The following is a 12,416-nucleotide window of genomic DNA, read 5'->3' as shown; positions in this document are numbered from 1 at the left end:
CTTAGCCGCGAAAAAAGGCCTTCTCAGGCCTTCTCACACGTATGGCGGATCCCATACCCTTTTCCTCCAGCCCAGGGTGTGGTTCACCACATTAAGGTTGCGGTCCAGCTGCACGTCGACTCCGAACGGAAGCTTGTGATTGTACCAGAACCGGACATCCCGCCATTCGACGAGATAGCCGTCGTTTTCCTCTTTGCAGCGGACAAGAACCCTTTGAGCAAAATATAGAAACGCTTGAACCCCGTCAGCCGCAAGTGTTGCTTGCACGATAGTGTCCGAGGGTCTTTTCTCATAAATGTCATGAATGTCAAGAACCCCCCGCTCCAATACTCCCGTGAAAAAATGCTTCTCCGTTTCCGTAACGATTTGCCACCGGCTCCATCTCCAGGTAGGAAGAACCTGACAAGCCCCTCTTTCCCCCAGAATCTGTTCGGCTTGCCGGACGGCCCTGCCATGCTGATAAGCCCGCATCAAGATATACATGAAAGTGATGATATATATCCCGAGAAATAGCCATCCCGTTTCGCCTGTCGTTCCAGTGACGGACCACATGATCACCCCCGCACTATGGATCACAAAGAGAAAGGGCTCAAACAAGGATAGGACATCCAAATGTTTCCATTTATTCGACAACGGCCGGAAGCACTGGACCCCATATACATTGAACCAATCTAAAAGAACGTGAAATACTACGGCTGCCATCGCCCAACTAAATAGTAAAGGAACATAAGTCCAGACATGAAAATAGCTTGCTATAGGTACAGACAAAAGCAGAGGCCAAATAAAAAGAGCGGACAGGGAATGCGTAATGCCGCGATGCGTTCGAATGTAGGCCGTATAGCTTTTAAGCCTTGCAATCGAATCGAAATCCGGGGCATGCGACCCTATTAGCGTGACCGTCATAATAGCATGAGCAAGAACAGGATGTTGTACAACGACAGGATCCAGGAGCGCCAGCCCTCCTAACGTTGCCCCGAACAATAGATGACTCGCTGTGTCCATGCGCACCTCCTACAGGAATGCCTGAAGCTCAACCTTCTTTCTTTGATTATTGCCTATCGGCGAAGCATGATGGCTCTTGGCTCAAGGTACTTGCCGGCCTCAAGCAGAATAGGATGTGTGGCTATTCTTCTCATCAGAAGTATCCATAGATAGGGTGTTGTGCTCCGCTGCATGACGACTTCCCTCTTCCCACCGTTCCTCGGCGTTGAACCAGTAAAACCAATGCTCCGGAGCCTCGCGGATGACCCGTTCCATATAGCGATTCAGTACCTTCGTCGCCTCCGCTCTTTGCGTCCGCTGATAACTGGCATACAGATGGACCGGCTGTTCAAAGGTCAGCTTATGAACAAATCGGCGGATTCGTCTACCATGAAACGGAATGATAGGCACCTGATAATCGATCCCGAGCGACGCGGCCCCTTCGGGGGTTCTTGTGCTTTTGCCAAAAAAGCGCGATAGCGGGAAGGTCGGCCGGTAAAAATCGCCCAATAGGAACACGACCCCACTAGCAGCCAAATGATGGCGAAGCTTGCGAATCAGCTCTAACGGCGGGGTAGCGTCATAATCGAGTCCGGCACACCCCATATCGCGGAAACGATGGTACATCGGCTGAAGCTCCTCGCTGCCGCTCGTGACGATAGTAAGACAAGGGTACTTTTGGCATAGATACCAATAGTAATAAAAGAAGTTGCCTACATGAGGCGTATACACAATAGCTCCACGGCCTAATAATAAGGCTTCTTCCAGATGCTCTTCCCCTTCCGCCTGAAATCGTTGACCCGCCATTTTTTCCAATCGGTACGACTCTATCCAAAGCTCAAACATCGTGATGACAAGATTATGAAAATAAGACCTGCAGTACCCCCGCAATCTCTTTCCGGAACGTTCGTTCAGCAAATCTTGCATATTGCTTTGCACCCGGACTGCAAGACCCTTACGGGATAGCGCATACCATACGTCTCCAAGACATTTGCACAAAAGCAGCAGTATAGTGTTCGGGAACAAAGAGCATCCCCAAGCTACTTTTGCCCACAATCGGCGATGTTTCGTTATGATTCCGATCCACTCGTACAATGATCTCCCTCCAAATCGTTCCCTGAATGAAGGTGTTGTAGGCGCTTACTCCCCCGATGTATTTCCGTCCAGCGAGAAATGCTTCCGGTACTTGCGAGTCACGCGGTCTTTTTCCAGCACTATGAAAAAATCGACTGTGTCAAACAGCTCATCATACGCCGGATCCCCGCCGATTTCCGCACCCAGCCACTGATATCCCTTCATCAAAGGCGGCAGCCTGCGAAACAATTCCTTGTCGGTCAGTTCATATTCCGAGCATTCCAGGCCCTGAATCCGGTGTGTTGGCAAGGGCCGGATGCCGAATCGGTCTGTGATCACTTGTTTATTTCTTAGCATGCTGTAGATCAAGTTAAGCTCCTCCAAGGAATGCAGGTGAACGCTGGCACACCCGATTAAATACTGAATATCACGGTCTGCAATATATCGTGCTATGCCCTCCCACAGCATTTGGATCGCTTTGCCGCCGCGGTAAGCCGGATCAATGCAGCTGCGCCCAAGCTCCAATGAGCGGGCCTTATGCTCCTGAAATAAGGACAAATCGAATTCTGTTTCCGAGTAAAAGCCATTGGCGGTCAGTGCGCGTTCTCCCGGAAGCAGCCGGTACGTTCCGACAACCTGATCCAAATCCATATCTTTAACAATCAAATGATCGCAATACGTGTCGTATTCATCCTGTTCCAAGCCGGTGTCGTTCAACAACCGCATGTTCTTTTCCTCTTCAACAAAAACTTGATACCTTAAACGCAAAGCCTGCTCCAATTCATCAGAATGGGTAGCCAGTTTGACGGACAAGTTTGAAGACTGAGGGCTGATTTGAGCAGCCGTTTGTACCATGGACAACACGCCTTTCTCAGGAAAGTGGAATGGACTACGTAGTAAGCGTAACAAACGATTATTAAACGGGCGTTTGCGTGTTGTTAATGTTTTGTAAGGATGACGCCTTTCTCCAAGCAAAAAAACAGAGCGCTGGAAAGCACTCTGTTTACCTTTAACGAAGCCAGGAATATAGCGGAATAAAAAGGATGGACGTAATAATAGCGGCAATCCCCATAGCAAAACCGCTGATGCTGCCCTGAAGCTCCGAGTCTCTTATAATCCTCGCCGTACCAATCCCGTGAGCAGCCGTGCCCATAGCGGTTCCTAGAGAAATATCATCACGGACCCCGCATTTCCTTAACAGGTATGGACCGAACATACTTCCTATTAATCCGGTCAAGACAGTCAGAACCGCCGTAAGCTCCGGGATTCCCCCGGCTTGCCTTGATATTTCCAATGCAATCGGGGAGGTTACCGATTTGGGCATCATGGTTACCATAAGCTCCTTTGAGCCGCCAAGGCTCCAAACGAAACCGGCTGCCAGAACAAGTGCACTGATCGCTCCTGCGGTGATGCCTCCCATAATCGCCCGAAGATGCTCGCGGATGCGCAGCGCATTTTTGTACAGCGGGATGCCGAGTGCTACTGTCGCCGGACCCAGGAAAAAGACCAGCATGTCGCCCCCCTTCTGATAGGCTTCATAAGGAATTTGCGTTACCAATAAAAAAGCAATAATCAAGCCCGAGCTCAAAAATAGAGGATGAAGCCATGCATACCTGCGGTTCAAGCATAACGAAACGGTATAACAGATCAAAGACAGCGCTATCCCGAACAAAGGCTGCCAGGCAAATTCATCGAGACTCATGCTGCTTCTCCCCCTTACGGTTCATCCATTTAACGGTCCATCCCGTTACGAGAAGTACTCCCGCTGTGCTCGCGAATAAACTGACCAACAGTTGAACCGCATAAATCCCTATGTATTGAAAAAAGACCATCGTCCCCACCACAAAAGGAACGAAGAACAGCAGCATATGCTTGATTAAAAATTGACCGGCATCCTCTACCCACTCCAATTTAACGACCTTAAGAAACAGGCACAGTGTGAATAGAATAAGTCCAATCACATTAGCTGGCAGAGGAATATGCGCGGCCCCATGCAAAACATACCCCAGGAAATAAAATCCGACCAGAATGGTAATCCCTAGCATAGCTGTCTCCTTTCGTATCCGAAGCATGATGAATAATTTTTGCCCTAACGTGGAATCGTATTTTTGGTATGCAATCCCGTATACCCATATGAATATGATAAGGGAGCTGAATGTACTCATGGCAAAACCGGATAATCGTGCTGACAATGCGGCACATTTGCAAAAAAGCATCAACAACACTATTGAAAATATGGAGCAAACCGAAGAATATTTAGCGGAACATGCCGAGGAAATCAGTCCTCAAGAGAAAGAAACCCTGCAAGCTAAAAATGAGCGCAGAGAACAAAGTCTCGACGCATTCCGCGAAGAAATGAGAGACGAAACCGCTCATCGAGAGTCGCAATAACATCAACATGCCGGATTCACAAATAGCCCCATCTTCGATGGGGCCATTCTGTTGAAAAAACCTATAGGGCTTGAACTACCGCCAATATACGCCACCTCCATATCAAGCATAGTTCACGCAGAATAGATTTTTTCAAAAACCTGTGGCCCCATCCTCGATGGGGCACTTCCATTTTTTACGGCAAATTCTCGGGTTCTCTTTTGTTTTTGCGCAACACTTCATAGGATGCGTGGTCTCTCGCCAAATGCGTATTGGGATGGATCTGGCGCGCTTCCTCTGTAAGGACCTCAGCCTCATCCTTTTGATACCGTGAGCTGATGTGGGTTAATATGAGCATGCCCGCCCCTGCTTCTTTGGCCGTTCTTGCCGCGTCCATGGCAGTGGAATGATCATAAGCAACGGCCAGGTCCTTCTTCTGCTCCGCAAAGGTTGCCTCATGCACCAGGACATCCGCTCCTCTTGCCAGCCTCAAAGAGTACTCGCAGGGCTGCGTATCTCCCAGAATAGTTACGACCCGTCCGGGATAAGAAGGGCCGATGAAATCCGCTGCCTTCAACTGCTTACCGTCTTCAAGCACGACATCCATGCCTTTCTTGATTTGCCCAAACAATGGACCGGACGTAAGGCCCAGCTCCTTTAATTTCTCAACCAGCAGCCGGCCTTTCTGTAATTTCTCAACGATACGGTAGCCATAGCTGTCAATTCTATGTACGAGGGGCCCAGCACTGACGATGAACTGCTCGTCTTCAAACAGCACGGTCTCCTCAGATACGGTGAATTCCTTAATCTCCAGCTCATAGCCCAAATGCGCTTGGCTGACGTCCAGGGCGGTTCGTACAAATGCTTCCGTTCCCTTCGGACCGTAAATAGTGAATGGGGTGCCCGAATCTCCCCCTTGGTATGATCGGCTCGTCAATAACCCCGGCAATCCGTATAAATGGTCTCCGTGCAAATGAGTGATAAACAGCTTCTCTACCTTTCCGATCCGGACCGGGGAATGAAGCACCTGATGCTGTGTACCTTCACCGCAATCAAACATCCAATAAGCATTGCGTTCCGCAAGCAAATTCAGGATGATGGAAGTCACATTTCTTTCTTTGGAAGGCATTCCGGCCCCTGTGCCCAAAAAATAAATTTCCACGTAAGCTGCTCCGTTTCATTATGTTGGATTATAGGGAAAGAGCGGAGTCCACTTTAGCGAACCCCACTCCATTTATCATGCCTAAACTTTCTCTACATTAAAATAACGGGCCTGAGGATGTGCAAAAACAATCGCCGAAACCGAAGCTTCCGGCTCCATCATACTGCCCTCGGTCAAATGGACTCCAATGTCCTCCGGCTTCAAAAGCGCAAACAGCTGCTGCTGGTCGTCCAGGTTCGGACACGCCGGATAGCCAAAGGAGAAGCGTTGTCCGCGGTACTTGGCGCCGAATCGCTCCTGCATCGTCATCTCAGCCGGATCCGGGAAGCCCCAGGTGTCTCTTATCATTTCATGTACCCGTTCCGCCAAGGCTTCCGCGATTTCCAGCGCGGTCGATTGCAGAGCGTGGGAGCGCAAATAATCTCCCTTCTCACGCCATTCAGCGGCTTTTTCGTTAATGCCGTGACCCGCTGTCACCACGAGGAAACCGATGTAATCCATTTCTCCACTGTCCGTAGATTTCAAATAATCCGCCAGGCAGAGATACGGCTCCGTCTCCTGCCGCGGGAAGCTGAACTTCTGCAGCACCTTCGTGATATCGTTAGGGTCGTAAACCAAAATATCGTTCCCGGACGATTGGGCAGGGAAGAATTGATACATCCCGTGTGCGCGAATAATATTTTCTTTCTGCGCCTCGGCTAATATCCCATCTACCGTTTCCTTCAGCTGCATAGCTTTCGGATCTTTTTCTGCCAGCAGCTTATCAACTTTGCCTTTCAGACCCAGATGATGCCCCAACAGCATCTGCATATTGATGTAAGGCATGATATGGCTGATCGGGTAATCCCGCAAGACGCGGCGCTCCAGATCCGGCGGTACTTGAACGGGCAAGGTACGGTCTACGCTCGATGTTCTGACCCGGGTTAGTTCCGGCATGGTATCCGGCTTTTTACCCGCTTCCTTCACATCGGATTCCATGCTTTCTCTAAGTTCTCGGACCAATTCTTCTCTCTGCTTAGGATCGCTTAGCTTATTGGCGATATCCAGTCCATCCATCGCGTCCTTCGCATACAGGACCAGGCCTTCGTATTCCGGAGCAATTCGGGTTTTGGTAAACTTCCTGGTTAACGCAGCGCCGCCGACCAGAATCGGTACGTCAATCCCTGCATTCTTCAAATCCTGCGCGGTAATGACCATTTGCTGCGCTGATTTTACCAACAGACCAGACAGACCGATCGCATCCGGCTTTTCCTTACGGTAAGCTTCGATCAGCTGCTCCGGCGGTACTTTGATTCCCAGGTTAATAATCTGGTATCCATTATTGGACAAAATAATCTCTACAAGGTTCTTCCCGATATCATGGACATCGCCTTTTACCGTAGCCAGCAAAATTTTACCTTTCACGGCACTTTCCGTTTTCTCCATGAACGGTTCCAAGTGGGCAACCGAAGCTTTCATAACTTCTGCGCTTTGAAGCACTTCCGCAACAATCAGCTCGTTGTTATTGAACAGGCGGCCAACCTCTTCCATCCCTCTCATCAAAGGTCCGTTAATGATTTCAAGAGGTGTATATTTCGTCATAGCCTCATTCAAATCTTGAATTAAGCCTTCCTTGGTTCCTTCCACAACGTAAGAACCGAGACGTTCTTCCAGCGTCAGATTCGAGATCTTTTCCTTCTTCTCGACTTTCTTCTCACGGAAATGCGCAACGAATTCAGCCAACGTTTCGTCATTCGTATCAAAGATCAACCGCTCCGCCAGTTCTCTCTCATGCTCCGGAATCGAAGCATAACGTTCCAGGTTCTGCGTATTTACAATGGCGTAGTCCAATCCGACCTTCGTACAATGGTACAAATAGACGGAGTTCAACACCTCACGGCCAGCTGGCGGCAGCCCAAAGGAAATATTACTCAACCCGAGAATCGTTTTGCATTCAGGATACTTTTCCTTGATCATCCGAATGCCTTCGATAGTCTCCACGGCGGAGCCGATATATTGAGGATCTCCGGAACCGATAGGGAACATGTTCGGGTCAAAGATGATATCGGACGGGTTCAAGCCATATTTTTTTGTCAGAAGCTCGTAAGCCCGATCCGCAACTTCCATCTTAGCTTGACGGGATACGGCTTGACCGCGTTCATCAATAAGAATCATAACAACCGCAGCGCCATATTTATGAATGAGCGGAACGATATTTTGGAACTTGGTTTCGCCATCCTCAAGGTTAATGGAGTTAATAATTGCTTTCCCCTGCGAATATTTCAATCCCAATTCAATGATATGGTCATAAGTCGAGTCAATCATCAAAGGAACCTTTACCTTTTTGACGACTTCCTTCAAGAAGTTTTCCATGGTATAAGCTTCGTCAATATCGGTGTCCTGTACGTTAATATCGATGACCTGCGCACCATTCTTCACCTGTGCACGCGCGATTTCCGCCCCTTCTTCGAATTTGCCTTCTTTCATGAGGCGTTTAAACATACGGGATCCGGAAATGTTCGTGCGCTCTCCAACCATGTAAGGGCGGTTTGCATCCTCAAGATAAACGGTCTCAATCCCGGATACAGCGGGGAGATGCCCTTTGGCACTCTCTCTTGGTTTATATTGGGACAGAAGCTCAGCCATGGCGCGGATGTGATCCGGCGTAGTACCGCAGCATCCGCCTGCAATATTCAGCCATCCCTGCTCGGCAAAGCCGGCCAGCTTCTTCGCAAGTGATTCCGGAGATTCGTGATACTTCCCGTTCTCATCCGGCAAGCCGGCATTCGGATAACAGCTGACAGCGGTCGTTGCCAAATCGGACAGAGTCCGAATATGGTCTCTCATGAATTCAGGTCCTGTAGCACAGTTAAGTCCGATAGAGACCGGCTTCAGATGCTCCAGGGAAATATAGAAGGATTCGATATTCTGACCGGCCAACGTAGTCCCCATCGGCTCGATCGTCCCGGAAATCATAATCGGCAATTCAATCCCCGTCGTCTCCATGGCTTTGCGAACACCGATACTTCCCGCTTTTACATTCAATGTATCTTGGGATGTCTCAAGCAAAAGGGCGTCGACGCCTGATTCGATTAATGCCAAGGCTTGCTCATAGTAGCTGTCTACCAGCTCATCAAAAGTAACGCCGCCCGTTACCGACAGGGTCTTGGTCGTTGGTCCAAGCGCTCCGGCAACATAGCGCGGCCATTCCGGCGTGCTGAACTTCCGTGCTGCCTCCACTGCCAACTCAGCGGCCCGCAGGTTAAGCTCACGTGCACGGTCCTGCAAATTATATTCAGCCAGTACTACGCTGGTAGCACCGAAAGTATTGGTTTCAATAATATCCGCACCAGCGGCCAAATAAGCTTCATGAATTTTGGAAATGACGTCCGGACGGGTAACGACCAAGTACTCGTTACAGCCATCTAAATCCTCCCCGCCAAAATCAGCCTCGGTCAGATTTTCCTGTTGAATCATCGTGCCCATCGCGCCGTCCAGAATCATAATTTTCTTTTGGAGCTGCTCTTTCAAGGATGGTTTATTCATTGCTCTCTTCCTTTCACCTGCGTCCTTCCGACAACTTCTTCCTTGCATGTCTATTCTATATCCATCATGTATATCACAAAAAGGCGAATAATGTAACCCTAAGTTTAACAGAAACGTTCGTCAATGAAAAGGTATTCCGAACAGGTGTCCATCTGTATTTCTTATAATCCCTATTGGAATTATCGCAAATATCCAATCGACAGATATCAAAAATTACACTATAATAAGTAAAGAACTAATTTATGATTTGAAAGAGGGATGAGCATGGCAGAAATTCGCATTCGCAGCACTAATGAACGCATCTCCGGCGAAGAAAATGTTAAAGCATTTTTGGATAAGCAAGAAGTATTGTATGAGCATTGGAATCCAGGCAAGCTTCCGGCCCACCTGCAGAAAAAATTTATTCTTAGCGATGAAGAAAAGGCTGAGATCTTATCTACTTTTGAGCCTGAGATCAAAAACCTTGCAAGCCGCCGCGGCTACTTGACTTGGGACATCATCGCACTATCCGATGCGACTCCGAATCTGGACGAATTGCTGAAAAAGTTCGAGCAGGTTCACACGCACACCGAAGATGAAGTTCGCGCCATTACGGCAGGTAAAGGGATCTTCATTATCAAAGGCACTGATGATGTAGGCTACTTCGACGTTGAGCTGGAAGCCGGCGACGTTATTTCCGTTCCTGAGCACAAGCCTCATTTCTTCACCTTGATGGACAATCGCCAAATCGTAGCCGTTCGTTTATTTATTGAAACTGAGGGCTGGATTGCTCATCCGTTCGACGATCCTACCTTCCAAAAGGCCTAACCAAATAACCCCACTCAGTAGGGTATTGGTTCGAAGCCGATTCAGACAATTTGCGGGGAACCCCGATATTATAAAATGGCTGTAATGATTAGAAAAGACCCTCGAACTGAGGGTCTTTGTCGTTATAACAATTAACCAATAGATTGAATAATGCCCTGAATTTCACGCAAGCTTTTGATTTCGTAAGCAGGAATGATTTCATCCGTACGGCTAATTCCATGACGGTTAATCCACATGTTTCGCATGCCTACACGTCCGGAGCCCAAAATATCTGTAGTCAATTTATCCCCAATCATAACTCCTTGATCTGCTGTAATCCCAAGAAGCTCCATTGCATGGTTAAATATAGAGACAGCAGGCTTTCCTTCACCAAAATTCCCGGAAATAATGATATGGTCAAAATATGGGGCCAGATCCGGTACTCCTGCCAGCTTTTCATTTTGCAAATCCGGCGAGCCGTTAGTGAGCAGCAGCAGCTTGTACTTCTCTTTTAACTGCTTCAGCACTTCAAAGGTTTCTTCATAGACAATCGGCCGGTTACGACGCTCAGCTGGAAACAGCTCGCCCAAGCGGTAGCCCAGCTCAGGGTCATCGATGCCCAATGCTTTAAGTCCGCGTGTCCAGGATTCCGTCCGGTAGGTCGGAGCGAGCTTCTGCAGCTTGCGGAAGTTCTCGTTCTCGCCTTCGGTAAAATTAGCCCAGAGTCCCTCAAACGGATTAATTCCGATCATTTTCGTAAATGGAAATGTTTCGTAAGATTCATATAAAGCACGCGCTTCCTTACGAACCGCTTCCTCCAAAGCCGCAGGGTCCAGAGAATAATGCTTGGCCGCTTCCTCGCAAGTCGCCTGGAAAGCTTCCTTTACGCTCCGGTCATCCCACAACAGCGTATCGTCCAAATCAAATAAAACCGCTTGAATGCTCATCCTAGTCTTCCATCCTTTTCCCCATAAAATCTGTAGTGGTTCCCGTCGAAGCCATTGATTATTCGTTCTTCAGCTCTACATGATTCCGAGCCGCAAATTGCTTAAGCTGCTCCGACAACTCTTCCATATTAAATTGGTGGAACAATTTCGTAAATACCCATTTGTTTTTGCCCGTAGTCAAAGCTATCGCTACAGCGTCTTTTTGAATAACGATTTCCTGGATCTGCGCAGGCTCTACCCGCCGATCGCCTCCAAAACGCCGCGAAACGAGGTAGTCCTTACCGACCTTGAGGAAGGGCCGGCGTACCAGGAAAATAAATAAACCTAAGACCATATAGCTCCCGCCGGTCACCCAATACAAACTATCGTTCTGGTAGTTATTGCGAAAAGCGATAAAGCAGAAAATGCCGACGCAAACCAGCAGTAAAGGCATGAACCAGCTTCTCCCGCGTAACGTAACCGCTCCGTCCGAGGAGGATTCGCTCAATAAAGGCTTGCCTTGCTTGGCCCGGGCCTTATTGACCTTCTTAGAGTTTTTAAGAACCATCCGTTCCCATTTACGAGACATATCTCAATCTCCTTATAAAAGTACTGTATGAATACGCCAAAAAGTTGGAGTACCCGGAGTATCAAGAAGGCAGATACTACCAAACCATCCAACATAGGAATCATCTATTCAGTTATCGAAACATGAGCCAGTGCGATATCCCGGTGTATAAACCGGATCTTGTATTATCGTCATACCCAAGACTTGCTTGGAAAATGCCATATTGCTCTGCTCCACTGCTCCAAACTGCATGAAATGAAGTCCCCCTAATTATTGCTTGTTGTCATCATCAACGAATTTGATGTTCTCCAGCTGGTTGCGCAAATTGCTCTTAAATGCGTTAATATAACGCTTTCTAAGTTCGTTGCGTTCTTCGAGCTCTTCGTCTGTCAGCCCCACTGATTTCGCTTTGCGTGCCAACTCATTAATCCGTTTAATGTACTGATCGTGTTCCATTTCGTTCATTGTAATCCTCCTGGTCATGTCAGGCTTGATTCAGGCGCATTCCGGCTCTTTCTCAAGCACAGCTAAAAATGCATCAAATTATACTTTGACATTACAGGATTCGATTGTCAAGTGCAGTCGAAACAGAAGTAAGAACAACAAGGCTTAAGGCAGAACCAGGACTTGACCTACTTGAAGTACATTAGACTTCAAGTCATTCACTTTCTTCACTTCGTACATATAGTCACGGACATTGCGTCCCTTTCCCGCGTACTTGCTCGCAATCCCCCATAGCGTATCTCCTTTGACGACTTCGACGGTTTGCTCCAGATGGCTTCCGGTGTCAGCCGCAAATGCGTCCGAATTCCCGCCAATAAAGGAAAGGCAAATGCTGGCTATCAGGATCACTAACGCAATGACAAACAGCCCCCTCATTCTCCTCTTGGTACCGTTGGGATTTTCCCCTCTCCGTCTGTTTCCTTGCACCGAGACAACCGAGTTTGTAAGTAATTGTTCATTCATATACATGATCACGACCCCCAAACATTTGTTCTGTTTTTATAATAACGCGAACATTTGT

13 protein-coding genes are annotated in these 12,416 nt (G+C 48.2%); 2 read left to right on the top strand and 11 right to left on the bottom strand.

The window, feature by feature from the left end; genetic code table 11:
- Positions 1-33: 33 nt before the first annotated feature.
- From B1728_RS05050 to B1728_RS05030, 5 genes are all read right to left on the bottom strand, one after another.
- Positions 34-1,002: a metal-dependent hydrolase gene (locus B1728_RS05050; RefSeq protein WP_079909101.1), complete on the bottom strand. Its 969-nt coding sequence runs from the start codon at positions 1,000-1,002 to the stop codon at positions 34-36.
- A gap of 99 nt (positions 1,003-1,101) precedes the next feature.
- On the bottom strand, positions 1,102-2,076 hold the full coding sequence (locus tag B1728_RS05045; protein ID WP_079909100.1) for an LpxL/LpxP family acyltransferase: 975 nt from the start codon (positions 2,074-2,076) through the stop codon (positions 1,102-1,104).
- A 45-nt stretch (positions 2,077-2,121) separates the two neighbouring features.
- A complete protein-coding gene (locus tag B1728_RS05040) occupies positions 2,122-2,910 on the bottom strand; it encodes a GNAT family N-acetyltransferase (protein WP_079909099.1) in 789 nt (262 codons plus the stop codon).
- A 154-nt stretch (positions 2,911-3,064) separates the two neighbouring features.
- Positions 3,065-3,757: an LrgB family protein gene (locus B1728_RS05035; protein WP_079909098.1), complete on the bottom strand. Its 693-nt coding sequence runs from the start codon at positions 3,755-3,757 to the stop codon at positions 3,065-3,067.
- Positions 3,744-4,100 carry a CidA/LrgA family protein gene (locus B1728_RS05030; RefSeq protein ID WP_079909097.1) on the bottom strand — a complete coding sequence of 119 codons (357 nt, stop codon included), beginning with the start codon at positions 4,098-4,100 and terminating at the stop codon, positions 3,744-3,746. The genes B1728_RS05035 and B1728_RS05030 overlap by 14 nt, the downstream gene beginning before the upstream one ends.
- Before the next feature lie 118 nt (positions 4,101-4,218).
- Between B1728_RS05030 and tlp the strand changes: the two genes are divergently transcribed.
- The gene (tlp, locus tag B1728_RS05025; RefSeq protein WP_079909096.1) at positions 4,219-4,446 is read left to right on the top strand and encodes a small acid-soluble spore protein Tlp; all 228 of its coding nucleotides are present in this window, start codon (positions 4,219-4,221) and stop codon (positions 4,444-4,446) included.
- 175 nt (positions 4,447-4,621) lie between these two features.
- On the opposite strand, the gene rnz is transcribed toward tlp, so the two are convergent.
- Positions 4,622-5,587 carry a ribonuclease Z gene (gene rnz, locus B1728_RS05020; RefSeq protein WP_079909095.1) on the bottom strand — a complete coding sequence of 322 codons (966 nt, stop codon included), beginning with the start codon at positions 5,585-5,587 and terminating at the stop codon, positions 4,622-4,624.
- A gap of 81 nt (positions 5,588-5,668) precedes the next feature.
- The gene (gene metH / locus B1728_RS05015) at positions 5,669-9,112 is read right to left on the bottom strand and encodes a methionine synthase (RefSeq protein WP_079909094.1); all 3,444 of its coding nucleotides are present in this window, start codon (positions 9,110-9,112) and stop codon (positions 5,669-5,671) included.
- Between the two features lie 264 nt (positions 9,113-9,376).
- Here metH and B1728_RS05010 point away from each other — a divergent pair, with 264 nt between their 5' ends.
- On the top strand, positions 9,377-9,919 hold the full coding sequence (locus tag B1728_RS05010) for a 1,2-dihydroxy-3-keto-5-methylthiopentene dioxygenase (protein WP_079909093.1): 543 nt from the start codon (positions 9,377-9,379) through the stop codon (positions 9,917-9,919).
- A gap of 131 nt (positions 9,920-10,050) precedes the next feature.
- Here B1728_RS05010 and B1728_RS05005 read toward each other — a convergent pair whose 3' ends face one another.
- From B1728_RS05005 to B1728_RS04990, 4 genes are all read right to left on the bottom strand, one after another.
- A complete protein-coding gene (locus B1728_RS05005) occupies positions 10,051-10,845 on the bottom strand; it encodes an HAD family hydrolase (RefSeq protein ID WP_079909092.1) in 795 nt (264 codons plus the stop codon).
- A gap of 58 nt (positions 10,846-10,903) precedes the next feature.
- Positions 10,904-11,413, bottom strand: coding sequence for a hypothetical protein (locus tag B1728_RS05000; protein WP_079909091.1), 510 nt, complete (start codon positions 11,411-11,413; stop codon positions 10,904-10,906).
- 249 nt (positions 11,414-11,662) lie between these two features.
- Positions 11,663-11,848 carry a DUF896 domain-containing protein gene (locus B1728_RS04995; protein WP_179135935.1) on the bottom strand — a complete coding sequence of 62 codons (186 nt, stop codon included), beginning with the start codon at positions 11,846-11,848 and terminating at the stop codon, positions 11,663-11,665.
- 153 nt (positions 11,849-12,001) lie between these two features.
- Complete coding sequence (locus B1728_RS04990) at positions 12,002-12,364, bottom strand: LysM peptidoglycan-binding domain-containing protein (RefSeq protein ID WP_256865240.1); 363 nt, start codon at positions 12,362-12,364, stop codon at positions 12,002-12,004.
- Between the last annotated feature and the right edge of the window lie 52 nt (positions 12,365-12,416).

This window comes from Paenibacillus sp. 32352 (genome assembly GCF_002042965.1).
GTDB lineage: Bacteria > Bacillota > Bacilli > Paenibacillales > NBRC-103111 > Paenibacillus_S > Paenibacillus_S vulneris.
Note: the sequence above shows the minus strand (reverse complement) of the source record. Positions and strands in the feature narration are given on the sequence as shown.

Coding starts and splice junctions, on each gene's coding strand:
- B1728_RS05050 (WP_079909101.1), bottom strand. CDS start 1,002: ATGGACACAGCGAGTCATCTATTGTTCGGGGCAACGTTAGGAGGGCTG.
- B1728_RS05010 (WP_079909093.1), top strand. CDS start 9,377: ATGGCAGAAATTCGCATTCGCAGCACTAATGAACGCATCTCCGGCGAA.
- B1728_RS04990 (WP_256865240.1), bottom strand. CDS start 12,364: ATGTATATGAATGAACAATTACTTACAAACTCGGTTGTCTCGGTGCAA.
- tlp (WP_079909096.1), top strand. CDS start 4,219: ATGGCAAAACCGGATAATCGTGCTGACAATGCGGCACATTTGCAAAAA.
- B1728_RS05040 (WP_079909099.1), bottom strand. CDS start 2,910: ATGGTACAAACGGCTGCTCAAATCAGCCCTCAGTCTTCAAACTTGTCC.
- B1728_RS04995 (WP_179135935.1), bottom strand. CDS start 11,848: ATGGAACACGATCAGTACATTAAACGGATTAATGAGTTGGCACGCAAA.
- B1728_RS05005 (WP_079909092.1), bottom strand. CDS start 10,845: ATGAGCATTCAAGCGGTTTTATTTGATTTGGACGATACGCTGTTGTGG.
- B1728_RS05035 (WP_079909098.1), bottom strand. CDS start 3,757: ATGAGTCTCGATGAATTTGCCTGGCAGCCTTTGTTCGGGATAGCGCTG.
- metH (WP_079909094.1), bottom strand. CDS start 9,112: ATGAATAAACCATCCTTGAAAGAGCAGCTCCAAAAGAAAATTATGATT.
- B1728_RS05030 (WP_079909097.1), bottom strand. CDS start 4,100: ATGCTAGGGATTACCATTCTGGTCGGATTTTATTTCCTGGGGTATGTT.
- B1728_RS05000 (WP_079909091.1), bottom strand. CDS start 11,413: ATGTCTCGTAAATGGGAACGGATGGTTCTTAAAAACTCTAAGAAGGTC.